General features: G+C 42.5%; 17 protein-coding genes. 7 read left to right on the top strand and 10 right to left on the bottom strand.

Annotated features, from left to right (window positions below; genetic code table 11):
• Positions 1 to 434 precede the first annotated feature (434 nt).
• Together kdsB and BuS5_RS16585 are read right to left on the bottom strand one after the other, a co-directional pair.
• On the bottom strand, positions 435 to 1,172 hold the full coding sequence (kdsB, locus tag BuS5_RS16580; protein WP_027353367.1) for a 3-deoxy-manno-octulosonate cytidylyltransferase: 738 nt from the start codon (positions 1,170 to 1,172) through the stop codon (positions 435 to 437).
• A complete protein-coding gene (locus BuS5_RS16585; RefSeq protein ID WP_198012201.1) occupies positions 1,169 to 2,479 on the bottom strand; it encodes a 3-deoxy-D-manno-octulosonic acid transferase in 1,311 nt (436 codons plus the stop codon). The genes kdsB and BuS5_RS16585 overlap by 4 nt, the downstream gene beginning before the upstream one ends.
• 836 nt (positions 2,480 to 3,315) lie before the next feature.
• Between BuS5_RS16585 and BuS5_RS16590 the strand changes: the two genes are divergently transcribed.
• The 7 genes from BuS5_RS16590 to ahbA all read left to right on the top strand — a co-directional run bounded on the left by BuS5_RS16590 (position 3,316) and on the right by ahbA (position 12,226).
• On the top strand, positions 3,316 to 7,773 hold the full coding sequence (locus tag BuS5_RS16590) for an NAD(P)-binding protein (RefSeq protein WP_157487338.1): 4,458 nt from the start codon (positions 3,316 to 3,318) through the stop codon (positions 7,771 to 7,773).
• 30 nt (positions 7,774 to 7,803) lie between these two features.
• Positions 7,804 to 8,235: a hydrogenase iron-sulfur subunit gene (locus tag BuS5_RS16595; RefSeq protein ID WP_157487336.1), complete on the top strand. Its 432-nt coding sequence runs from the start codon at positions 7,804 to 7,806 to the stop codon at positions 8,233 to 8,235.
• A 1-nt stretch (position 8,236) separates the two neighbouring features.
• Complete coding sequence (locus BuS5_RS16600) at positions 8,237 to 9,184, top strand: 4Fe-4S dicluster domain-containing protein (RefSeq protein WP_027353362.1); 948 nt, start codon at positions 8,237 to 8,239, stop codon at positions 9,182 to 9,184.
• An 11-nt stretch (positions 9,185 to 9,195) separates the two neighbouring features.
• Complete coding sequence (locus BuS5_RS16605; protein ID WP_027353361.1) at positions 9,196 to 10,239, top strand: 4Fe-4S dicluster domain-containing protein; 1,044 nt, start codon at positions 9,196 to 9,198, stop codon at positions 10,237 to 10,239.
• Between the two features lie 22 nt (positions 10,240 to 10,261).
• Positions 10,262 to 11,107, top strand: a complete 846-nt coding sequence (locus tag BuS5_RS16610) for an FAD/NAD(P)-binding protein (RefSeq protein WP_027353360.1) — start codon at positions 10,262 to 10,264, stop codon at positions 11,105 to 11,107.
• Positions 11,108 to 11,256: 149 nt separating this feature from the next.
• A complete protein-coding gene (locus BuS5_RS16615) occupies positions 11,257 to 11,577 on the top strand; it encodes a TusE/DsrC/DsvC family sulfur relay protein (RefSeq protein ID WP_027353359.1) in 321 nt (106 codons plus the stop codon).
• A 193-nt stretch (positions 11,578 to 11,770) separates the two neighbouring features.
• Entirely contained in the window at positions 11,771 to 12,226 is a 456-nt protein-coding gene (gene ahbA / locus BuS5_RS16620; RefSeq protein WP_027353358.1) for a siroheme decarboxylase subunit alpha, read from the top strand.
• 161 nt (positions 12,227 to 12,387) lie between these two features.
• Here the strand turns inward: ahbA and nifJ are convergent, their stop codons facing one another.
• The 8 genes from nifJ to BuS5_RS16660 form a co-directional block, all read right to left on the bottom strand.
• Complete coding sequence (gene nifJ / locus BuS5_RS16625) at positions 12,388 to 15,930, bottom strand: pyruvate:ferredoxin (flavodoxin) oxidoreductase (protein ID WP_035264699.1); 3,543 nt, start codon at positions 15,928 to 15,930, stop codon at positions 12,388 to 12,390.
• Positions 15,931 to 15,964: 34 nt separating this feature from the next.
• Positions 15,965 to 16,456, bottom strand: coding sequence for a response regulator (locus BuS5_RS16630; protein ID WP_027353357.1), 492 nt, complete (start codon positions 16,454 to 16,456; stop codon positions 15,965 to 15,967).
• Positions 16,457 to 16,673: 217 nt separating this feature from the next.
• Positions 16,674 to 18,275 (bottom strand): fumarate hydratase, encoded by a 1,602-nt coding sequence (locus tag BuS5_RS16635; protein WP_027353356.1) that lies wholly within the window; start codon positions 18,273 to 18,275, stop codon positions 16,674 to 16,676.
• A gap of 120 nt (positions 18,276 to 18,395) precedes the next feature.
• Positions 18,396 to 19,676 carry a phosphomethylpyrimidine synthase ThiC gene (thiC, locus tag BuS5_RS16640; protein ID WP_027353355.1) on the bottom strand — a complete coding sequence of 427 codons (1,281 nt, stop codon included), beginning with the start codon at positions 19,674 to 19,676 and terminating at the stop codon, positions 18,396 to 18,398.
• A 1-nt stretch (position 19,677) separates the two neighbouring features.
• Positions 19,678 to 20,988, bottom strand: coding sequence for a (Fe-S)-binding protein (locus tag BuS5_RS16645; RefSeq protein WP_051374639.1), 1,311 nt, complete (start codon positions 20,986 to 20,988; stop codon positions 19,678 to 19,680).
• 103 nt (positions 20,989 to 21,091) lie between these two features.
• Positions 21,092 to 23,587 carry a DNA internalization-related competence protein ComEC/Rec2 gene (locus BuS5_RS16650; protein WP_027353354.1) on the bottom strand — a complete coding sequence of 832 codons (2,496 nt, stop codon included), beginning with the start codon at positions 23,585 to 23,587 and terminating at the stop codon, positions 21,092 to 21,094.
• A gap of 1 nt (position 23,588) precedes the next feature.
• Positions 23,589 to 24,842 (bottom strand): UDP-N-acetylglucosamine 1-carboxyvinyltransferase, encoded by a 1,254-nt coding sequence (gene murA / locus BuS5_RS16655; RefSeq protein WP_027353353.1) that lies wholly within the window; start codon positions 24,840 to 24,842, stop codon positions 23,589 to 23,591.
• 52 nt (positions 24,843 to 24,894) lie between these two features.
• Positions 24,895 to 26,244 carry a sigma-54-dependent transcriptional regulator gene (locus BuS5_RS16660; protein WP_027353352.1) on the bottom strand — a complete coding sequence of 450 codons (1,350 nt, stop codon included), beginning with the start codon at positions 26,242 to 26,244 and terminating at the stop codon, positions 24,895 to 24,897.
• Positions 26,245 to 26,249: the final 5 nt, after the last annotated feature.

The raw sequence follows: 26,249 nt of genomic DNA on the forward strand, positions 1-26,249 counted from the left end.
TGTTTTTCTTCGCGCACATATCCTTTAGGACCTTTGGCCATACAGAGACGCTAACCTCTCCGATATGAGCCGCGCGTAACAGATACATAAAAGTTCTGGACTGTCCGATACCTCCTCCGATACTGATCAGCTCCTGCCAAATTTGATCCGGTCAAATCTGCTTTTTTGTCCGCCATATTGTTCTGCTCCATTTTTTTGGTTATTAGGATACGGCTCACATCCCTGACGCATGAGTTTTGTTAAAAGGGGCTGCCACCACCCTTGCTTCCAACTCCGAATCATTATTATGCACCGTTTATAGGTTTTCACATAAATAATTTCACTGCGTTATCGGTCGTCTAAGTAGGGGTTCAAAATTTTGAACCCCTACCCCCCTGGCCTTGTGCCCAATTTTAAAATCTGGTAATTATCTGAAAATCTATATTTCAGTTCCTTCATAAAGAAACGGCTTTTATGACCTTTTTAATATCTTCCGGCCGGTCCACCCCGATACTTTGATAATCTGTAACAACAATGTGGATCGGTATATTGTTCTCCAGTAAACGCAATTGCTCCAGCTTTTCCGTATTTTCAAGCCTGCCGGCTGGCATAGAAACAAATCTTTTAAGAGTTTTCATACGAAAAGCATATAATCCTATATGTCCGTAAAGCTCAGGCTTTTCGTCATCCCGTGCATAAGGAATAATCGATCTGGAAAAATAAAGCGCTCTGTTATTCTCTCCGAAAACAACTTTAACCTGATCAGGGTTTTCAGCATCCTCTGCGCGTATTTTTTTTGCCATTGTTGTTACAAGTATCTCGGAATCTACAAAAGGCTCAACAAGCTCCGTCAACATTTTCGGTTTCATCGCAGGTTCGTCTCCCTGTATGTTTACAACAACGGCATCCCCAGGAAGATCAAGAATATCAGCCGCCTCCATTACCCTATCGGTGCCGCTGGGATGATCCGGCCTGGTCATTACAACGGGCACATCAAGTTCTTCCGCAGCAGAATATATCCTTGTGTCATCTGTTGCCAGAACTGTTTTTAACAGCTCGGGACATTGGGCGGCGCGTTTAAAAACATGCCAGAACATCGGTTTGCCGAGAATGTCGGCCAGAGGCTTGGCAGGAAATCTTGTAGAAGCGTATCGGGCTGGTATGATCCCATAGCATTCCGGAATATTTTTCAAAAATTTTTCTCCTTCAAAAATTTTTCTACATAAGAACATACAATTTCAGTTCCACCTTGACGCTCTTTAATATATTTGCCTATCGAGTCGCGCACTTTATCGCGCTGTTCCGGTTTATTAATATTTTTTTCTAACATATCGATGACATTAATCGGGTTAGCTGCGCTTGTAACAAGCCCCTGCTCAAAAATCTCGTCACCGATCCAGGCAAAATTATCCCAATAAGGGCCTACTACAGGAACCACACCGGATACAACCGCTTCCAGAAAATTTTGCCCGCCAAGGGGGGCAAGACTACCGCCGACAAATGCTGCCGTTGATATTCCATATGCCGCCCCCAGTTCTCCGAAAACGTCCCATAAAATTACCGTGCCGGAAGATACTGTTTTATCTATTTTAGATCGCAGTACCGATGTTGCAGATATATGATTCAACCTTTCCTCCCAGGTTCCGATTCTATGCATATGCCTGGGAAAGAGCCCGATAATTATATCCGGCCGTCTTTTGAGCAGATGCAGGATAATTTCCTGAACCTGATCTTCTTCCTCGCTTCTTACTGAACCAAGTACAATAAAAGGAGTGTTTGATGGCAATAAATTATTTAAATCCCTGTTTTCATCATCGGATAATGGGCTGTTAAGCCGGTCGAATTTCATATTCGGCATAGTTGCGACAAGCTCTTTGCCGAACAGCAGGGTGAACCGTTCTGCATCAGGAGCAGAAACGGCAAAAATTTTGTCCGGGCTCAATCTGCTGAATAGAGAATGCCAAAGTATATACCTGTTAAAACTTTTCAAGGTTATCCTGCCGTTTATGATAACAATCCTGCAGCCTGTCTTTTTTAAAGCCATCATAAGGCCCGGCCAGATTTCCGTCTCCAGCAGGATCATTAATTTCGGACGAACCTCCTTAACGGCCTTTTTCATTATGGCAGGCTTGTCAAAGGGAAAATAAGATATAAATATTTTTTTCCCTTTTTCAGATCGCATAATATCATCAGCCGCCCGGGCAAGTATTTCAATCCCCTGCCTGGTATTGGATGTTATCAATATTCTTAAATAAGGGACGAATCTCAAATTTTTTACAAAATTCCAGGCAAGATAGGCCTCCCCGGCCGACGCAGCCTGTATCCATAGATCTACCCCAGGCAATCCTTTTTTTAGAATCCGCTGCTCAAATCCGTCTTTAATCCTGCTGTTTATCCGGAGTAAAGGTATGGCCAAATTCCACCCCATATTATAAAGCAGGAAGGCGAATTTTTCAGCCGCAGAAATTGCAGGTATCTTTTTTGGGTTTAATTTGCGCACATCCATCCGGATAACAGATTATTTTTTATTGGTCCCGCTGTAACCTTATATCCCTTCAGAAATTATATATAGATTATCACATAAATAATTTCACTGCGTTATCGGTCATCGGAGTAGGGGTTCAAGATTTTGAACTCCTACCTTCCCATATTATTGTGCCCAATTTTAAAATCGGGTAATTATCTGACAATCTATATTTCTAAAAAGAGATTACATCTATATCGATTTCAGTTCAAGAATGTTTTTAAGGATTTTCCAGGAAATTGTAGCCCAAGCGTACAATTTGCAAAATCAAGGGTACCTTTTCAATAACTAATGGAGCTCACTGGTGATCAAATATAATCTGAAAATATATAAATCATGCGAACTCGTCGTATATTAAAGCACACGCTCTAAAATAATTTCATTCCACTTTGCTGCAGTTTGTCAAATACGTTTGCCGGATTAACAATACATTTCAGTTGACATTTTTATATTTATAATGATAACATTTAAAATTAATTTTGTGATATTGTTTTCAATCTGATACATTATGGGCCAAATAAAATATTGATATTTGGTCTCTGGATGAGAACTGTTAAGCTTCCCAGCTTCTGCGTCAGTCTCAAATTTTTAACACTTAAAATATTTAATATATTCATATGGTTGAACCTGATTTGAAATTTAGTCGCCTTTCTTGAACTTGAAAAAATTTAGAATTTTTATTAGGTCACTTTATTGCACAAAATGGCATAATTTGTTAATATTAAGCAATCTTTCATGGAACGAACAATGATCTGTCAATAGATTTGAAAGCTATACTTTAGAAAGGGTTATGCTCAATTAGGAGAAAAATGATGTCTGAAAATATTATTGGTTCGGTTTTGGTTGTAGGCGGAGGAATTGCGGGTATGCAATCCGCACTGGATTTGGCTAATTCAGGATACTATGTATATCTTCTGGAAAAGACACCTTCTGTTGGAGGAGTAATGGCCCAGCTGGACAAGACTTTTCCCACCAATGACTGTGCCATGTGAATTATTTCTCCAGTACTGGTCGAGGTCGGCCGGCATTTAAATATAGAGCTTATCACATATTCAGATCTTGAATCCATCAAAGGGAGCGCCGGGCATTTCAAGGTAAAAATCAAGCAAAAGGCCCGGTACATAGATATTAACAAGTGTACAAGCTGCGGTGAATGCGAAACGGTATGCCCTGTTGATATTCCGAATGATTATGATGAAGGGCTTACATCATGGAAAGCAATTTATAAACAATATGCCCAGGCTATTCCGGGTGCTTATTCCATAAAAAAAGCCGACAAGGCGCCCTGCCGTCTTGCATGCCCGGCCGGTCTGAATGTTCAAGGCTATGTTCAGATGGTAAAGCAGGGCAAATATGAGGCAGCCTTGAAAATAATAATGGAAGATCTTCCATTGCCGGGAGTGCTTGGACGTATCTGTCCGCACGAATGTGAAGATGCCTGCCGCAGGTGTGATGTTGATGAACCTGTTGCAATCCGTAATCTTAAAAGGCTGGCAGCCGATCAATTTGATCCGCGCGGGATTGAGATTCAATGCGCCCCTGCAAGAGATGAAAAAGTAGCCATTATCGGTTCCGGTCCCGCCGGACTTTCCAGTGCTTATCATCTGGCACGCAAAGGTATTCAAGCCACCATTTATGAAGCCCTGCCGGAAGCGGGCGGCATGTTGCGGGTCGGGATCCCCGATCATCGTCTGCCCAGGCAGATTCTTGATAATGAAATTGAAATCATTACCAATCTGGGTGTAGAAATTAAAACCAACAGCCCGTTGGGCCCGGATTTGAGTGTAGATGATCTTTTTAACCAGGGTTATAAAGCTGTATATCTTGCTCTTGGCGCGCATAAGGGTATAAAACTCGGTATCCCCGGAGAAGAAACAAACGGCGTTCGTCAGGGAGTAGATTTTTTAAGAGAAGTAAACCTGACAGGCAAAACTGATATCGGGCGAAAAGTTGCCATCATAGGCGGCGGAAATGTTGCCATTGACGTAGCGCGTTGCGCTGTAAGACTTGGCGCGGATGAAGTTCAAATTATTTACCGTCGTACACGTAATGAAATGCCTGCCTGGGAAGAAGAGATTCAAGCCGCAGAGGATGAGGGCGTAAAGATTGCCTACCTTGCTGCGCCGGAGGAGGCGCTTGCCAAAGACGGCTTGGTCTGCGGGCTGAAGTGCATCAAAATGGAACTTGGCGAACCTGATGCATCCGGACGGCGCAGGCCGGTGCCCATTAAAGACAGCGAATATCTAATAGATATCGATCAACTGATTCCTGCCATTGGCCAAAGGCTTGATGACTCCACTATCAAAAATGTTACAGACTTGAATTTTACCAGGTGGGGTACAATTCAGGTGGATCCGCTTACATTTGCAACAGATCGTGACGGCCTGTTCGCAGGCGGAGACATGCAGACCGGCCCTTCGATTGCCATTGCCGCTATTGCGGCAGGGCGGGAAGCTGCTGAATCTATTATTCGTTATCTTGACGGTCAGGATCTCTCTGCAGGTCGCAATCCCGTCGGCCCTATTACCATTGAAAATTCTGATTATCAGGCTATACCTGTAAATGAACCTGTAAATCCAAGAAAACATATGCCTGAACTGGCAATTGAAAAACGAGCCCGGAATTTTGATGAAGTAGAACTAGGCTATGATGAAGAATCCGGTAAAGCAGAAGCTGATCGCTGCCTGAATTGTGGTTATTGTTCGGAATGCTTTCAATGCGTGGATGCCTGCCTCGCTGACGCCATTATACATAATGATCAACCCCATGATAAAGAAATTGATGTCGGTTCCGTTATTCTAAGTCCCGGATTCAAGCCTTTTGATCCTTCAAAGTTTGACATTTATGGATACTCAAATTTTGCGAATGTTATTACCTCTATGGAGATGGAGCGGATTCTAAGCGCTACAGGCCCCTACCAGGGGCACCTTCTCCGCCCGTCAGACCGTAAAGAGCCCAAAAAAATCGCCTGGCTGCAATGTATCGGTTCCAGGGATAATAACCGATGCGACAACGGTTACTGCTCATCGGTCTGCTGCATGTATGCGGTTAAAGAAGCGGTAATAGCAAAAGAACATGCTGATTATGAACTGGATGCCGCTATATTTTTTATGGACATGCGCACATTCGGCAAAGAATTTGAGCGGTATTATGACAATGCCAGGGAAAAAGAGGGTGTTAGGTTTATACGCTCCAGAATACATACCGTCGAGGAAGATCCTGATACAAATAATCTTTCCCTTCGTTATACGGATGAAAAGGGAAAAATTATTGTAGAGCGGTTTGACCTGGTTGTCCTATCCGTTGGTCTGGAAATATCACCTGAAGTTGCCGAACTTGCATCTACTCTTGAGGTAGAGTTAACACCTGGTAATTTTGCAAAAACCTCTCCTTTTGCCCCTGTTTCAACATCAAGAGACGGAATTTTTGTATGTGGGGCTTTTCAAGGGCCTAAAGATATTCCTCAATCTGTTGTTGATGCAAGTGCGGCCGCATCTGCTGCCGGGGAGATACTGAACGCGTCACGAAACAGTTTGACAAAAATCAGAGAAGAAGTTCCTGAAATAAATGTAACCGGCGATCGGCCCAGGATAGGCGTGTTTGTCTGTAAATGCGGTATTAATATAGCCGGAGTTATTGATGTGCCCGGAGTCAGGGATTATGCGGCTACTTTGCCGTATGTTGAATATGTTGATGACAATCTTTATACATGTTCGCAGGATACCCAGGATGCGATGACCGAAATCATCAAAACTAAAAATCTTAATCGTGTTGTAGTAGCGGCCTGCACACCCAAAACACATGAACCGCTGTTCCAGGAGACCTTGGTCAACGCCGGTCTTAACAAATATCTCTTTGAAATGACAAACATAAGGAACCAGGCTTCCTGGGTGCATAAAAATTGTCCGGAGCTTGCAACGCAAAAAGCCAAAGATCTTGTAAGGATGGCAGTTACCAAGGTTGCCCTGATGGAACCCCTGGAAGAAGCCGAGCTTCAGGTCACTCATACAGCTTTGGTTCTGGGCGGAGGTATTGCCGGAATGAATTCAGCCAAAAGCCTTGCGGATCAGGGATACGAGACTCATCTTGTCGAACAGAGCTCACAACTGGGAGGACAGGCGCTTAATCTTTATAAAACAATCAATGAAGAAAATGTGCAGGAAAACCTGTTAGCGCTTATTGATGAAATTAATAATAATGATAAAATAAACCTGCATCTAAATTCCACGCTTACCGAAGTCGAAGGCTTTGTAGGAAATTTCAAATCCACAATTACAACTAGCGACAGGGACGCACAGGCTCAAATTCTTGATCACGGAATTGCAGTTCTTGCAACCGGAGCGGTTCCATTTATGCCGGATGAGTATAGTTATGGTAAAGACCCGCGGATTCTCACAAGTCTTGAACTTGATAGAAAATTTATTGATCAGGATCCCTCCTTAAAAGATATAAATTCTGCTGTATTCATTCAGTGCGTCGGTTCACGTGAGCCCGGCCGGCCATACTGTTCCAGGGTTTGCTGTACCCATTCGATCTCTAATGCTCTGGAATTGAAAAAAATTAATCCTGATATGAATATATATATACTCTACCGGGATATAAGAACATATGGTGAGCGGGAATATCTTTACAAAAAGGCTCGTGAAGCCGGAATTATATTTATAAGATATAATATCAATGCGAAGCCTGAAGTTGACGTCCAAGATAATAAAATTTTCCTGAAAGTTACTGATCACGTGCTTGATATTCCCTTAATAATTGAAGCCGACCTTCTTACTCTTGCTACAGCTATTATTCCGAACAGGGATGAAACTCTGGCTAATTTTTTCAAGGTTGCAATGAATGAGGACGGTTTTTTTATTGAAAGACATGCCAAACTCGGTCCATCGGAATTTGCAACCGACGGAGTCTTTCTCTGCGGAATGGCACACTATCCTAAACCGATAGATGAATCAATAGCGCAGGGCAAGGCTGCTGCATCACGCGCGGTAACCTTACTTTCAAAGGAAATAGTTAATACCAGCGGGACGGTTGCAAAAACAGAGCCTTTTAAATGCAGCTCCTGCGGGGTCTGTATTTCCATCTGCCCTTATTCAGCGCCTTTAATTACCGAGGCAGGCCCCTTTGCCGGAAAAGCTGAAATAAATCCGGTTTTATGTAAAGGCTGTGGTCTATGTGTAGCATCTTGCAGATCAGGTGCCATTCATCTGAAAGGCTTTGATAATGATCAGATTTTTGCGCAGATCTTTGCTCTGAATGAGGCAGCTTAGCAAAGTTTTTTAATAAAAGGAGATATAATAATGTCTGATTGGGAACCAAAAATAGTCAGTTTTCTTTGTAACTGGTGCAGTTATGGAGCTGCAGACCTGGCAGGTGTCGGGAGGATGCAGTATCCTCCGAACATACGCATAATCAGAATCCCATGCACCGGGAGGATGAGCCCCAAGTTTGCTCTTGCTGCTTTGCGGGAAGGCGCTGACGGGGTCTGGGTGTCCGGGTGACATCCTGGTGAATGCCATTACCTGGAAGGTAATTACTATGCTCGCAGAAAATTTTCACTTTTTACGAATCTGATGGAACATATGGGTATTGAACCCGGTCGCCTACATTTTTCATGGATCTCTTCGGCTGAATCTACAAAGTTTGTAGAAGTCGTAAATGAGGTTACCAAAGAGGTTAAGGCTCTGGGACCGAATAAACGTTTTGTAATTGACAATGCCAAGGTAGCTTAACATGTCAGGATATATCGATAAGATACAAAAAATATCGGCTCAGCTTTTAGCAGATAAAAAAGTCGACATGGTTATAGGCTTTAGAAAAGGTACCATGCCGATGATTAACGAGCCCTGCACCGCAAAAGAACCGGATGATGTCGGCAAATTTGTCTGGGATAGTTTTTGTGTAATGAATCTTGCCAACTACTTGACCAACAGAAAAGAAAAAATTGGTATAGTGGCCAAGGGTTGTGATTCACGAAATATCGTTAATCATATTATTGAAAATAAAATCGAGCGTGATCAGCTTACAATTATCGGCGTCCCTTGTACTGGAATGATAGATAAAAATAAGGTGTATTCAACGATCGGTAAGGATATTATCGAGGTTAAAGAGGAAGATGATAATATTCTGGTTAAAGGCCGGGATTTTGAAAAAACAATTAATAAATCAGACGTGCTGAGAGATAATTGTGCTATTTGCATACATCGCAACCCGGTTATATATGATGAACTTGTTTCAGATAAAGTTGAAGAGCAAAAAGATGTGGATAGATACGAGGATGTCCGCAAAATAGAAGCAATGGGTTCTGATGAAAAGTGGAATTTTTTCGACAACCTTTTAGCTGAATGTATCCGCTGTTATGCCTGTAGAAATGCGTGCCCGCTATGTTATTGCCCCACATGTTTCGTGGATGAGTCAAGGCCCCAGTGGGTAGGCAAAAGCCAGGACCCAACGGATATAAAGACATTCCATTTATTAAGAGCGTATCATTGCGCCGGCAGATGTACTGATTGCGGCGCATGTGTCAGCGCTTGCCCCATGGGTATTGATGTAAGGCAATTCACTAAAAAGCTTGAAAAAGATTGTTTTGATCTATACGGCTGGGAAGCAGGCTTGACCATTGATAAGCGGCCTCCGCTTGATACCTTTAAACCTGATGATCCGGAAGATTTTATAAAATAAGGGCAGATATTATGAAGGTCATAAAGATTGACAAAACAGATTGGGCCGAAGGTTTAGAAAACCTTAGAGACTCCTATAAGTTGACAGGACCGGCCAAAGGGGAAAAATTTTATAGCTTTAAGGAGCTAGATAATGATGAAGTGCCTGATCTGAGTTATTCAAACACACGTCTTTCGGCGAAATCAATTGTTTTCCCTCATTCGGAGGTGATGTTAAAATATACAATTGACGAGTCAAAAGATGATCACCACATAATGAATGAGATTGATACTGATTATTCACCACGGGCTTTAATAGGTTTAAGGCCTTGTGACGCCAAAGCATTAACACTGGTCAAACTAAATTTTGATACTCCCGATTATAAAGACCCTTACTGGCTTAAAGCCTATGAGTCCACGACATTTGTTGGTCTGGCATGTGATGATCCCTGCAGCACGTGTTTTTGTACCACTGCCGGCAGCGGCCCTTATAACGAGGAAGGGCTTGATCTGCTTCTAATCGACTTTGATGATCATTATCTTGCGAAAGTGATAACGGAAAAAGGGGGGGCTCTTTTAGAATCCGCCGGCTGGAAAACAGAAGCAGGTGATATATCAAATCTTGAATCAAAAAAAAGCGATGCTGAAGCCAAAATTACCTCTAAAATCAGAACTGATAAACTAAAAGGAAAAGATACCCTTGAAATTTATTCGGCGCCTTTTTGGGAGGATGTTTCTTTTGCATGTTTAAACTGTGGAACATGCACTTTTGTATGCCCCACATGCTGGTGCTTTGACATACAGGATGAAGTTCACGGCAATGACGGTATTCGCATGCGAAATTGGGACAGTTGCATGTTTCCCTTGTTTACACTTCATACAACCGGACATAACCCGAGGGGTGAAAAGGTTCAGAGAGTACGTCAGCGTTTTATGCACAAGCTGAAATATTTTGTGGATAAATATGAAAAGGGAATAATGTGTGTCGGATGCGGAAGGTGTGTTCGCCAATGTCCGGTAAATATTGACATACGCAGCATCTGTGAAAAGATGAACAGTTACGAACCTGCCGTGTAAGCCGAACAAAAGAGGAAAAACCATGATAAATCCATATCTGCCTTATCCGGTTCGCATTGATGATATTGATATTGCAACTGAAGATAAGAGCCTTAAAACATTTAGATTTGTTTTTTTAAATAAAGAAGATGAAGAAAAGTTCACGTATGAAGCCGGTCAATTTGCAGAACTTTCCATTCCAGGAAAGGGTGAAATACCTATAGGAATTGCTTCATCTCCCGTTGAAAAAGGTTTCGTCACATTTACGGTCAACCGGGCCGGCCTGGTAACCACCCATCTTCACAATATGAAAGTGGGAGACATTATGGGTATCCGAGGTCCATTAGGAAACTGGTATCCCTGGGACCGACTGGAGGGTAAAAATATTTTAATAATCGGTGGTGGATTTGCATTCACTACTTTACGCTCATCAATTATATACCTGCTTCACCCTGATAATAGACATAAATTTGGGGATGTCGATGTTGTTTACGGCGCCAGAAGCCCGGGGATGCTGCTTTACAGGGAAGAATTGGCGGAATGGGAGAAACGTGATGATATCAAGATGCATATAACAGTTGACGGCACGGATGATCCTGACTGGAAATATAACGTCGGCTTTGTTCCCACAATTGTTGAACAAAAAGCTCCGTCCGGCAATGCCGATTCTTATGCCATTATTTGCGGCCCTCCGATTATGATCAAATTTACCCAGCCTGTTCTGGAAAAACTTGGTTATGAACATGATCATATAATCATGTCCCTTGAAAACCGTATGAAGTGCGGTATAGGGATGTGCGGCAGGTGTAATATCGGAAAAGAGCTTGTGTGCAAGGATGGGCCTGTCTTTACCCTTGCTCAGATTAATAAAACCCCAAAGGAATATTAGGAGAAGTGCCTTCAATTTTAAATTTAAAAGATTCATTTCAATTTGTAACTTGACAGAAACAACACAATGCTATATTTTTATACTTTCATAAAAAAATTAGGCTGTTGGCCAACAATTATTATACTATCATTAACAAGGAGGCTATTTATATGGCACAGGCAGAATTTATGGGTAAAACCTTCACAATAGATGAAGACGGATTCATAGAGAGCTATGAAGAGGGAAAATGTGAAGAATGGATTCAGTACGTAAAACAGCAGGAAGGAATTGATGAACTGAACGATGAGCATCGTAAAGTAATAAATATGTTGCAGGATTATTATGAAAAAAACGGAATTGCTCCCATGGTTAGAGTTCTTTCCAAAGTTACCAAATTTAAGCTGAAACATATTTACGAGCTCTTCCCGTCAGGACCCGGTAAAGGGGCATGTAAAATGGCTGGTCTGCCAAAACCGACCGGATGTGTATAATTTGTAAAATTTTAAGTTTATAATTTTAAAAAAGCCCTGTTACTATTAACAGGGCTTTTTTTGTATATATAGAGCGTCACATAAATAATTTCACTGGGTTATCGGTCGGAGATATACTTTTTTGTATTATCTCCTCACTCTATCCTTGTGAAATGAATTATGTTAAGCTCTATAGGAGGGAAAAAAGCGCCTAATGGCCGAATTGGATGATATAGACAGAAAAATCCTCAATCGCATTCAGTCAGATTTTCCTATTACCACACAGCCCTATCAGGATATTGCCACAGAACTGGATCTTACGGAAGAGCTTGTGCTGAAAAGAATCAGACAAATGATGTCAAACGGAACAATACGGCGCATTGGAGGCAACTTTGTTCCTGAAAAATTGGGGTTTATTAGTACTTTGTGTGCTGCAAAGGTTCCTGATGAGAGGATAGAATCATTCAGCATGCATGTCAATAAGTATCCTGGAGTAACGCACAACTATCAGCGGGATAATGATTATAATATATGGTTTACATTTATAGCCCCAACTATGGATGAAATAAAAAACAAACTTAAGGCAATATCCAAAGAAACAGGAATTAAGGAAATAATCAACCTGCCTGCTACAAAAGTTTTTAAGATAAAGGCGCATTTTGATTTGTAGCAATCCGATCAGGATAACCCGATCCCAGTGAGAAGCTTGTATCTTTAACATAAGACCTGAACTTTGTTAAAAGTTTACAAGCTGTCAATGATTTGCTGTTTCCAAAAAAAAGGCCGGATCTCATAACAAGATCCGGCCTTTTTTGTAAATTTTAACCTAAACTACTCCCCCTCCCCCTCGTTCGTCTTACTAATAGACATTGGGTCAGCAAGCAGCTTTAAGGCTTCATACCGTTCGTTATACTCTTCCTCCAGCTTTGCTGTGAGTCTCTTTGATTCCTCCGGAAAGGATTTTTGTAATGATGCATACCTCACCTCTCCCGCCAGAAATTCCTGAAGTGTGCCGTCAGGCGCTTTTGAATCGAGTATAAAAGGATTCTTGCCCTCAGCTTTAAGAACAGGATTATAACGATACAACGGCCAGTACCCGCACTGAACAGCGAGTTTTTCTTCTTCCTGGCTTTTACCCATACCTTTTTTGATTCCATGGTTTATACATGGAGCGTAACCCATGATAATAGACGGCCCGTCATAGCTTTCAGCCTCAACAAATGCTTTTACTAGCTGTTGTTTGTTTGCGCCCATGGCAACATTTGCAACATAAACATAACCATAGGTCATTGCCATGGCGCCCATATCTTTTTTACAGGTCTTTTTTCCTGAAGCCGCAAATTTGGCTACCGACCCGGTGGGAGTTGCCTTTGAAGATTGACCGCCGGTATTGGAATAAACCTCGGTATCATAAATCATTATATTAATATCTTCTCCGGCGGCAAGCACATGATCAATACCGCCAAAAGCGATGTCATAGGCGGAACCATCCCCTAAAAAGACCCAGTATGACCTTTTGGTAAAGAGTCTGGACATGCTCAATATTTCACTCAACAGGCCATTACCCTTAGCGGAAGGCAAAAGCTCTTTGAGCTGATCCCCATATTTTTTTGAACCTGCCGGATCCTTCATGTTATCCAGCCAGCCCTGCATGGCATCCTTAATATTTTGGGAAATTTCAGAATTTAAAGCTTCACCTATCATATCAGCAAGTTTTCTTCGGAGCTGCAGATCACCCAAAAGCATACCATAGGTAAATTCAGCGGGGTCTTCAAACAGAGAACTCCCCCAGCTAGGACCGTGACCATCTTTATTAACGCAATACGGAATAGCCGGAGCGCTTCCGCCCCAGATTGAAGTACATCCGGTGGCATTCCCTATTACCATTCGTTCCCCAAAAAGCTGGGTTAAAAGCTTTGTATATGGCGTTTCGCCGCATCCTGCGCAGGCACCTGAGAATTCGAGTAAGGGCTGCTGAAACTGGCTTCCCTTGACAGAGTTCCGCTTGACAAGATTATCACGCACGGGCAGTTTAAGTGAATATTGATGATTCGGCACCTGAATTTCCGTCTGGGTATCGAGTGGTTTCATAACCAGAGCCGGTTTTTTTGCAGGACAGATATCAGCGCAATTCCCGCAGCCCAGGCAATCAAGAGCATTTACCTGCATGCGGAAGTAATAGCCCTTGAGATCCTTGCCGAGCGCCTTGACTGTTTCAAAACCGGAAGGAACATCAGACAGTTCATCTTCGGTAAGAAGAACCGGACGTATGGCTGCGTGGGGACAAACCATTGCGCACTGGTTGCACTGAATACAGTTATCCGGAACCCATTCGGGAACATTAATTGATACACCGCGTTTTTCATACTGTGATGTAGCCACAGGGAAAAGGCCATCGTCTGAAAAGCAGCTTACAGGAAGCTTGTCGCCCTGTTGAGCCAGCATCGGATTCATTACTTTGCTTACAAACTCCGGCACCTCTGCAGAAGGCTCTTGTGTCAAAGCAGCTTCCGCCCATGATTCAGGATAATTAATTTCAACAAGATTATCCAGGGCATTATCTACGGCTGCAAAGTTCATATTAACGATCTTGTCACCCTTTTTCCCGAACATCTTCTTGATCTGATCTTTTAAATAATCGATGGCATCGTCAACAGGAATAACATTTGCAAGTTTAAAAAAGACGGTCTGCATGATCATATTGATCCTGCCTCCAAGACCGATTTCGGCTGCGATTTTTACAGCATCAATATTATAAAATTTAAGTTTTTTTCTTGCAATTTCCTGCCGCATCCCGGAAGGCAGCCTGGTCTCCATATCATCTGCCGTCCATGAAGAGTTGAGCAAAAAAATTCCTCCATCTTTGATCCCCTCCAGAAGATCATAAACATTAACATAGCTTGGATTATGGCAGGCTATGTAATCTGCGGAATTTATAAGATAAGTAGATTGAATCGGGGTTTTGCCAAAACGTAAATGCGACATGGTAACACCGCCCGATTTCTTGGAATCATATGCAAAAAAACCCTGGGCATACATATCTGTATAATCGCCGATAATTTTAATAGCGCTCTTATTAGCGCCTACTGTTCCATCAGCCCCCAGGCCCCAGAATTTGCACTGGATTGTACCTTCCGGCGCAACATTAAAACCTTCTTCCACATCAAGAGAAGTATTAGAAACATCATCAATAATACCTACTGTAAAATGATTTTTGGGGCCTGCAGATTTCATGTTATCAAAAACAGCTTTTACCATGCCCGGGTTGAATTCCTTGGATCCAAGCCCATACCGGCCGCTAACAATTGTCGGCATTTCACCACGTTCCATATAGGCAGTACAAACATCCGTATATAAGGGATCGCCAAGAGCTCCGGGTTCTTTGGTCCGGTCTAAAACGGTGAGGCTTGTGGCAGTTGCAGGAATAGCTGCAAAAAGGTGTTCTGTTGAGAAAGGACGATAAAGACGAACCTTGACAAGCCCGACGCTCTCTCCCTTGTCGGTCATATAATTTACAACCTCTTCGATTGTTTCACAGGAAGAGCCCATTGAAATTATAACTCTTTCCGCATCAGGATCACCCACATAATCGAACAGCTTATATTTGCGGCCGGTAAGCTCACCGACCTTTCTCATCTCTTCCGATACAATGGCGGGAATCTTATCATAATACGGGTTAACAGTCTCTCTGCCCTGAAAATATATGTCCGGATTTTGTGCTGTCCCCCTTATCTGCGGCCTTTCCGGGTTTACGGCCCTTTGACGAAATTTTTCAACCGCGTCCATATTGGTCAGCCTGGCCATATCATCATAATCTATCATTTCCACCTTTTGAATCTCATGGGATGTGCGGAACCCGTCAAAAAAATGCACAAAAGGAACCGAAGATTCAATTGAGGATAAATGAGCAACCAGCCCCAGATCTATTACTTCCTGAACCGATGCGGAAGATAAAAGGCCGAAACCGGTCTGCCTGACCGCCATAACATCCTGGTGATCTCCAAAAATGGAAAGCGCATGCGTGGAAATTGCCCTGGCAGTAACATGAAAAACTCCTGGGAGAAGCTCGCCTGAGATTTTATACATACTTGGAATCATCAGGAGCAGTCCCTGGGAAGCAGTAAACGTAGAGGTCAAGGCTCCGGCAGCTAAGGCGCCATGCAGTGCCGCTGATGCGCCGGCTTCGGACTGAAGCTGGCGTACCAGCAGGGTCTGCCCGAATATATTTTTAAGTCCATTGGCCGCCCATTCATCACACAATTCACCAATGCCCGATGATGGAGTGATTGGATAGATATTAGATACATCGCTCATGGCATATGCTACATGTGCCGATGCTGCAACTCCGTCGATTGTTTTCATAGTTTTTGCCATCAAAAAACTCCTTTGCTTCGTACTCGGTTAAAATTTATTGAACCCGCCTTAAAAGATAAATAATAATATATACTAAGGAAACCTGAACCTCGGGCATTGACATACCGACTTTTTCTACAAAAAATGTTGCCCCTGCTTTGTAAGCCTTTTCAATCAACTCCTTATCCGGCTTTGCTGTATGGCAAATAACAGGTAGGGAGGGATAAGCAGTTCGTATTTCCGGAAGAATATTTAACGAGATCTCAGTAGCGCGCAACCTGTCTCCATATTTTTCCATAGCTTGTTCAGGCCAGGAAATATCGAGAATAAGAATATCGGGTTTTTCATTTTCAATTATCTCCTGCCATGATTCGATCTTGCCGCTTTTAATAAGTTCAAACGAAATTCCCGTACTCTTCTCTGAAGCGATAAAGGCATCTTCTATGGATGCCACCCAGTTATCATCCCATACAAGTTGATTGGCCGAAAATTTGTCTCTGAAAAGACTACTGAAAATATCGTCTAATAAAAGGACTTTGACCTTCATGGTTGATTACCTTTTTATTTATTTAATGCCTGAACGCAAACCTTAAAAGTCTAAGTTAACCGGTTTCTGTTCAAACACTACAATTAGGTTATATAAACCGTCAGATACTTACCCGATTTTAAAATTTGGCACAAGGCCAGAAGGGTAGGGGTTCAAAATCTTGACCCCCTACTCCGACGACCGATAACGCAGTGAAATTATTTATGTGACGGTCTATCTATAGGGTCTCAAAAAAATCATTACCCTTATCGTCAACAATAATAAATGCAGGAAAATCCTTTACTGTAATCATATAGATAGCCTCCATTCCAAGTTCGGGATATTCGATAGTTTCTATATGCGTTATGCACTCTTTCCCCAGTCTGGCCGCGGGCCCTCCTATGGAACCTAAATAGAACCCCCCGTATTTTTTACACGATTCCGTTACTTCCTTTGAGCGATTACCTTTTGCCAGCATAACCATGGAGCCGCCTTGCGCCTGAAAAAGGGGCACATAAGGATCCATCCGCCCGGCAGTTGTGGGACCGAATGAACCTGAAGCATATCCAGGGGGTGTTTTTGCGGGACCGGCATAATATATAATGTGATCTTTCAGATATTGCGGTAACCCCTCTCCTCTGTCCAAACGTTCTTTGAGTTTTGCATGGGCAATATCCCTGCCCACCACTATTTTACCTGAAAGAAGCAACATGGTTGAAACCGGATATTTAGCAAGGACGGCCCTGATCTCATCCATCGGTTTATTTAAATCAATCCGAATCGCATCATCCGAAGATTCTGTTGCGGGTAAATATTTTGCAGGATTGGTTTCGAGCTGTTCCAGAAAAATTCCCTCTTTAGTAATTTTGGCCTTTATATTTCTGTCTGCGCTGCAACTTACCCCTATTCCTATCGGACATGATGCGCCATGCCTTGGAAGACGTATCACCCTGACGTCAAGGCAAAAATATTTGCCGCCAAACTGGGCCCCAAGCCCAAGCTCCCTTGATCTTTTTAACAACTGAGCTTCAATCTCCAAATCTCTGAAGGCATGACCTGACTCGCTCCCTTTTGTCGGAAGTTTGTCAAGATAACCTGCTGATGCCAGTTTTACTGTTTTTAAATTAAACTCTGCCGAGGTCCCGCCGATAGTGACGGCAAGATGATAGGGCGGGCAGGCCGCTGTTCCGAGTGACCTCATTTTTTCAGTAAGAAAGTCAACCAGCTTGTCAGGGTCAAGAATCGCCTTTGTTTCCTGGTAAAGATAGGTCTTGTTTGCAGAGCCCCCTCCTTTTGCAATAAACAGGAAATTGTAGGCATCACCTTTTACGGCGTATAATTCAATCTGCGCAGGCAGGTTGCATCCGGTATTCTTTTCATCAAACATGGTAATGGGAGCATTCTGGGAATAACGGAGGTTATTGTTTAAATAGGCATTGAATATTCCTTTTGATAAAGCTTCTTCATCGGAAGAACCTGTCCAGACCTGCTCACCTTTTTTCCCCATTACTACTGCAGTACCTGTATCCTGGCATAACGGAAAAACGCCCTCTGCCGATATAACCGCATTTTTAAGCATTTCGGTTGCAACATATTTGTCATTATCCGAACTCTCAGGGTCATCCAGAATTTTGGCAACCAGCTTCAGATGGGACGGCCTTAATAAATGAGAAACATCTCTAAAGGCACGCTCCGCAAGAAGTGTGAGACCTTCACCGGCAATTTTTAATATATCCTTGCCTTCAAATGTGGTTGATGTAACATGTTCTTTAGTCAGGCAATCATAATTCGTATCATCCTGTCCAACAGGAAACATTTCCTGATATGTAAAATCTACCATCTATAATCTCCTTTATCCCTACATTATAGCATAATGTGGTGATTGTAAGCAGGCTGGGAAGGGGTTAAATTTTAAATAAGCTTGTTAAGTAACATAAATTTTGATAAAAAGCAAATTATTTCACAGATCGGTTATCCGCTCGTAAGTTTTCATTGCGCATAAGTCACCGCACATTGTGCAGACATCCCTCTTCCCGTCCTCACTGCAGACTCGCCTGGCTTTTGCCCTGGCAGGGTCAATCGCAAGTTTAAACATTGTCTCCCAGTCAAAGCTCTGCCGTGCAGCGGACATGTCCCTGTTTCTTTCCCAGGCTCCGTTGATCCCCTTTTCAATATCTCCGATATGAGCGGCAATTTTTGAAGCTACAACACCCTCACGAACATCATCAATTCCAGGCAGGCAGAGATGCTCGGCCGGGGTGACATAACAGAGAAAATCGGCTCCGTTTGCAGCGGCAATGGCGCCTCCGATAGCCCCGACAATGTGGTCATATCCCGGCGCAACATCAGTAGGCAGGGGACCAAGCACATAATAAGGCGCGCCGCCACACAACCTTTTCTGCATTTTCATATCCCCGGCAATCCTGTTTAAAGGGACATGCCCCGGGCCTTCTATCATCACCTGCACCCCTGCTTTTCCGGCTCTTTTGGCAAGCTCGCCAAGTACTACCAGTTCGGAGGCCTGTGCCCTGTCCTCGGCATCGCAAATTGTTCCCGGCCGCAGGCCGTCACCCAGTGAAAGAGTAACATCAAATTCCCGTGCAATCTCGAGCAGCCGGTCATACTTTTCATAAAGAGGGTTTTCTTTATGCGTCTTGCTGATCCATTCAGCCATAAGACTCCCGCCTCTTGATACAATACCAATCAAACGATCACAATTTTCCAACACCTTAAGCGTATTGCGATTTATTCCGCAGTGCACTGTAACAAAATCGACACCGGCTTTTGCGTGTTCTTCTATATCGGCAAAAATATCTTCAGAGGTTAAATCTGCAGTCTCCTTGCCTACTGAAAAAAGCCTGCCTACTGATTTATATATGGGGACAGTACCCACCATAACAGACGAGTTTTCGATAATTTTGTTTAAAATAAGCGCAAGGTCTCCACCTGTGGAAAGATCCATAACAGCATCCGCGCCGGCTTCAATAGCTACGGCAAGTTTTTTCATCTCTTCATTTATATCAAAATGGCTTGGTGAAGTTCCGATATTGGCATTCACCTTTGTTTTCAATTCGCTGCCGACTCCTTTTACATTAAATTCCCGATTCTTATTTTTCGGTATTACAACAAAACCACAAGAAACCAGCTCCCTTACCTTCTCGGAAGAGACGTTTTCTTCTTTTGCAACCCACTTCATTGCATCAGTGATTTTACCATGTCTTGCATCTTCAAGTTGAGTCATTTTATAATCCTTCTGGCTTGTTACACCATTTTGTTATAGATTCAGCATATATCTCCACAGGGTGTTTAACAACAACCCCGGATCCTGCTTGTGAAAGCATCGTGGAGAGTTGCAGCATGCACGCCGGACATCCTGAAGTTACCACTGATGCTTCTGAGACTTTAATATTTTCAATTTTTCTTTGCCCGATTTTAGCCGAAATTTCGTAATACTGCAAATTAAAACTTCCTCCCAGACCGCAACATCGATCAGGTTCAAGCATTTCCTTAAAACTGTAATCAGGATTTGCCTGAATCATTATTCTGGGTTCATCTGATATTCCTAAAGATTTTTTCAGATGGCAGGGGTCATGGTAAGTTACTGAAACAGCATCGTTCGATTGAGAAACAGATGGTTTAACGCCTGTTTTGGAAACAAGGAACTGGTTGATATCCATAGTTTTTTCAGCAATACTATCAATTTTGGTTTTGATGTCCGAATCTTCAGGAAACATCATCGGCCATATCCTCTTTATGGCAAAAGTACACGTAGCGCATGCAGTCAGCAGATAATCAAAGTCTTGTTCACTGAATTGTTCAATATTATACCTGACAAGCTGAATGAATGTTTTCATGTCACCTGCAGCAATCGCAGGCATCCCGCAACATCCCTGCGATTCAGGTAAAAATATTCCAACTTCATGATATTTTAAAGAATCTACAGTTGCCCGGGCAATATTCGGGAAAATTTTATCAATCAGGCAACCTGTAAAAAAGGCTGCTCTTATGCCCGAACTTCCTGCCGGAGAATTTAAAGAGGACTGAATACTGTGGAAGGGGGCACTGGCTAAAGGGACAAAATGCCTGCTCCTTAGTAAAGGAGAAAAATATCTCGCACACGATGTCCCTGAATGCTCTTCGGCCGGTTTGTTAAAAATTTTCTGGGCTGCCGCCATCCACCTGATTTTGCGGTCAAATGAGCCGGGCCTGGCAAGCATTCCTCGTAAAATAATTTTTTTCCTCCAGGAGAGTCCCATAAAATCGACAAGAATAATGCGGGCTTTAATAAAAATTTCAAGAACATTCACACCCCTGGGGCAAATAGCGGCACATGATCCGCACAAAAGGCAGCGATTAAGCCTTTCAAAAACACCCCCAGGATTTGTAAACATCTCATCAACCAGTCCATCGAGCAAAGCAAGTTTTCCCCGTGCAACGTCCGCTTCACGACCGGTTTCAGCGAAAACAGGACAAACCGCATGGCACATTCCACATCGTTTGCAGAGCGCAAGCTGATCACCCAGTTCCCTGATATGTATGGCTAATCTATGCATTCAAAAATCGGCATCCTTCATATCACTTCAAAAGCACTTTACACTTTTTTAAAAAACAAACCCATCTGTGTTTATCTGCGTACATCTGTGTCCCATTGTTGTTTCATAAAGGGTGAAACGGAGTAACCGATAAAGATTGCCCATCGGTTACCAGGGTTACAGCTCCATTTTGCGAGGTTCCAAGGATGCGGCTTCCCAGCAATTTGTACCTTTTAAGAACTTCGGGGGCCGGGAATCCGAAGCGATTGTTGAAACCGGATGATATTATAATCAATTCAGGCTGTACGATTTTAAGGAATGCGGGCGTGCTGGAGGATTTGCTGCCGTGATGAGGGGCAACCAACACTGTGCTGTGCAACCTGCCGCCCTTGATCGTAACAAGCTCCTCTTCCGCGCGGGCTTCAATGTCTCCGGGAAAAAGAAAAGATACAGCGCCATAACTGATTTTTGCGACTACCGAGTTATTGTTCAAATCCCTCCACTTCTCTTTATACTTTTTTTTTAAATAATCAGTCGGTGGATAGAGTATTTCAAGGATTGCATTGCTGATATTCTGTCTGCGCTTTAATGTACTGAATTGAGTCAGCTCTATTTTGTTTTTATTAATTGCCGTAATAAACTCTTTATATCCAAGGGTGTCAGCTCCTTCGCCGTTGGATAACACGGTTTTGACATTAAAATGTTTGGCGATATATATTAATCCATTAAGATGATCGCTGTTCGGGTGTGAAAGAATAATTGTATTTATTGTCAGGATTTTATTTTGCCATAAAAAAGGTGCGACAATTTTTGCTCCGACATCAAAAATTGTATTATCCGAGAATCCGCCGCCATCAATAAGCATGCATGAACCTTTTGGCAGTTCAACCAGCGCAGCGCTGCCCTGCCCCACATCAAGAATGGTTATTCTCAAATCATCATGCAACAGCCTGTGATGCAACCAATATAACACATCGCAGGCGCCTGCTACAATAAGAACAGATATAGCCAATATGGAAATTCTGTAATTAATATTTGTTTTTGCCGAGGTCGTACTGTTATTATTAATGATGTTGTTTATAATTCGCAAAGCCGTCAGAAACATTAAATAATATAAGCATATTTCAAAACAGGAAGGCGTTAAAGTTTTATATGCGGCACATGGCAGGTGAGAAATAAACTTAACCGCTTCAAGAACGTATCCTAATATATAGCCTGATATATTGATGCATAGTGATGCCAGGTTTACGCTGAAAGGATAAGCCGGCAAAGAAAAAAGGCCTAAAGGGACAACTATAAAGCCTGTTACAGGGACAGCAAATAAATTTGTTATTATTCCGATAAAAGATACCTGATTAAAATAGTACATTACCAGAGGAATAGTACCGATAATGGCAAAAACAGAAACAAAAAAAAACGGGTACAATTTTCTCTTGATAATGGCAAAGCTTGTTTTGTTGACCACAAGTTGATTATCTGCTTTTTTATGAATCGACGATAGACCGTATATTATCGAAAAGGCAGAGGCAAAGGATAGTTGAAATGAAACCGAATAAATAGAGGGTGGGTGGATAATAAGAATAAGCATAGCCGCGATTGCCAGGGTATTGAACGGTTCATGCTGTTTTTCAAAAATAAATGTCATAAGAAAAACAGAAACCATAATAACAGCCCGCTGGGTGGATGGCGACATACCCGCAATAATACCATATATAACAACAGGAATTATTGACAGGATAGCAGCGCCTTTTTTTGTCCATGCATGCCATAGAAAAATTTTAAAAAAGGATAAAAACCGCGAAAAAAAGAAAAATGAAACTCCAGCTACAATGCCTATATGAAGTCCTGAGATTGCAAGTAAATGGCTGACCCCAGCCCGGCTGAAAGCTTCCCTGAGGGCGGGCGATATCTCATGCCGATCTCCTATTATAAGGGCTTTCAATACAGCCTCTTGTTCATTGTCGCCTATCTGTTCTATCAGAGCTGAAATTTTATGCCGGGTCTTTGCAAGCTCCCCTGTGAAACCTCGGGAATTCAGCTTTTTTATAATCCTGATTCTGTCCCCCCGGGTATAGGCGCTGCCCCATATACCTTTAGACGACATGTATCTTTTATAGTCGAATCCGCCCGGATTCATGAAATTTCTGAAAGCTCTGATTTTACCGGTAAAAAATATTTTGTCTCCGATACTGAGTTCAGGAGAAGGCCCTGATACTGAAATACGAATTTTCCCTTTTACGGGAAAAGATTTGTGTTTATTCTCAAGATGCTCGGTTCTCAGGTTAAATTTTAATCTTTTTCCGTAAAAAACCGGTTTTGTATCTATGGTGCCTTGAATGTGCCATTTGTTATTAGCTGTAAACCGGGTAATATGGTTTGAAGGGAATGCCGGAGCGACAAAAGAATGGATTAAGATATATCCGATAAGAAAAAAAATAAATAAAAGTGGTAAAAAAGGAGGTCTATTTTTTAAAATGCCGAAGAATATGAAGATAACACTTATAAAAAAAAGAATATATGCAATTTCAATATAGCCGGAGAATTGTGAGCAAGAGAGTATGCCCGATATCATGGATATCAGCAGGGGAATCATGGGACGGACAAAAATTTTGTTCAACATATCATGATGATACTCTCTTGATTGCCGCTCCTAACAATTTAAATTTTTTCTCAATTGATTCATACCCCCTGTCAAGATGGTATATGCGGTTGACTTCTGTTTTGCCTTTTGCCGCAAGACCGGCCAAAATAAGAGAGGCGCTTGCCCTTAAATCACTTGCCATAACAGGAGCGCCGAAAAGCATGGGAACGCCTTTCACAATAGCGGAATTACCGGATACTGTTATGTCGGCGCCCATACGCTTTATTTCGCTGATATGTATAAAACGATTTTCAAAGATTGTTTCAGATATGGTGCTGACTCCTTTGGCCACCGACATCAACACCATGAATTGAGCCTGCATGTCTGTCGGGAATCCTGGATATGTTCTGGTCTTTATATCGACACTTATAATTTCGTCAGGTCCCGTGACATGTATGCTTTTTTTATTGATCTTGATTTTTGCGCCGGCAAGCCTTAATTTGTTTATTACAGAACCAAGATGATCAGGTTCACAATCGCTAACCCTGACGTCACCACCCGTCAGTGCGGCGGCAGTCATAAACGTGCCGGCCTCGATTCGGTCGGGTATTATGGAAACAGATGCAGGATTCATGGAGGAAACACCGTTGATTTTGATACAAGAGGTACCGGCCCCTTGTATATCGGCTCCCATTCCATTCATGGCATGGGCCAGGGCTTCAATTTCCGGTTCACAGGCAGCATTTTTGATATGGGTAGTTCCTTCAGCCAGGGCCGCGGCCATCATAAGGTTTTCAGTACCGGTAACAGTAGGTAGATCCAAATATATTTCAGCGCCTTTGAGTTTATCTGCCCTGGCTTCAACATAACCATGTTTCAGCTCTATTGAAGCGCCAAGGTCTGCCAAACCTTTTAAATGCAGATTGATGGGCCGCGCGCCGATAGCGCAGCCTCCGGGCAGGGAGACCCTTGCCTTTTTTAATCTTGCCAAAAGAGGTCCAAGCACCAGTATTGAGGCTCTCATTTTTCTCACCAGATCATATGGAGCCTTATAGTTATTGAGGCCGCCTGCATCTATCCTTACAACGTCTCCCCCAGTATCGATTTCAGCGCCCAATGTTGACAACAAAAGTTTAATGCTGTCAATATCTTTTAAATCAGGAACATTAGAGTAAGTACTCCGGCCATCTGTCAGCAGGGAGGATACAAGTATCGGTAAGGCGGCATTTTTAGCGCCGCTGATTTTTACTTCACCCTTAAGCTGTATGCCACCTTCTGTTACTATTCTATCCATATTAAAATCAACCCATCAAAAGTCGTAATATTTTGGCCATTCGTAAATTGAACTATCTGAAATCCGCAGGTTTCATATCATATTTTTTCAAAAGATCGTACAGATCTGCTCTGTATCTTCCTGCCAGTTTTGCAGCCTTGCTTACATTGCCTTGGGTGAATTCAAAAAGCTGGATAATATAATGTTTTTCAAAATCCTCTTTAGCGGTTTTTAAGGGTTGTGGGCTGTTTGTCTTTATATTTCTAGCCGGCAGGATCAAGTCTTCATGAATAACATTCTTTGTGGAAAGGGCTACAGCACACTCAATAGTATTCTCAAGTTCCCTGACATTGCCCGGCCAGGTGTGAAGCAGGAGTTTCTGCATGGCGGATTTTGAAAAACCGTTCATCTCCTTGTTTATCTTGGTTGCATATTTTTTCAGGAAATGTTTTGCAAGCAGGGGTATGCTCTCTTTCCTGTCTTTAAGCGGTGGGAGCTTTATCGGAATAACGTGAATACGGTAGTAAAGATCTTCTCGAAAAGTTTTATTTTCCACCTCTTTGGCCAGATCTTTGTTGGATGCTATTATTATCCTTGCATCGACTTGCACAGTTTTTTCGCTTCCTAAAGGATAATATTCTCTCTCTTCTATAACCCGAAGAAGCTTTGCCTGCATGGGAAAAGGCATTTCTGATATTTCATCTAAAAAGATCGAGCCTCCGGCGGCTTGAGTAAAAAAACCTTTTTTACGTTTTGTTGCGCCCGTAAAAGCTCCTTTTTCATACCCGAATAGTTCACTCTCCATCAGATTGTCGGGTATGGCGGCACAATTGATGGCCACAAACGGACCGTCCTTTCTGAAACTGGCTGCATGCAGTGTTTTGGCAATAAGCTCCTTGCCGGTTCCGCTTCCTCCTTCAATATGAACGATCGAATCTGTGACGGCAGCCTGAGCTACTTTTTCCATTACTTTTTTCATCTTGCCATTCTGGCCTATAATATTATCGAATCCATACTTCTTCTTTAACACATCCTTCAGATTCTTTACTTCATATGAAGTTCTGGCTTTTTCTAGACACTGATCAATCTGCAGCAAGAGTTCGTTGTCGTCAAATGGTTTGGTTAAATAACTGTAAGCTCCTTTTCTCATAGCCTCAACAGCAGTATCGATTGCGCCATATGCTGTCAGAATAATAACAGGCAGTTCCGGATTGATATGATGAAAATCTCCCATGAGCTCAATACCGTTCTTGCCATTAAGCTTAAGGTCGACCAGGGCTAAATCAAAAATCTCGTCTTTTGCCAGTTTCAGAGCAGCTTGTGCTGTAAGAGCTGAAGAGACTTGGAAAGCTTCAGATTCAAGCTTCATTTTGATTACTTTAAGTATATTCTTGTCATCATCTACTACTAAAATCTTTTTCATGATTT

Source organism: Desulfosarcina sp. BuS5 (genome assembly GCF_028752835.1).
Lineage (GTDB): Bacteria > Desulfobacterota > Desulfobacteria > Desulfobacterales > BuS5 > BuS5.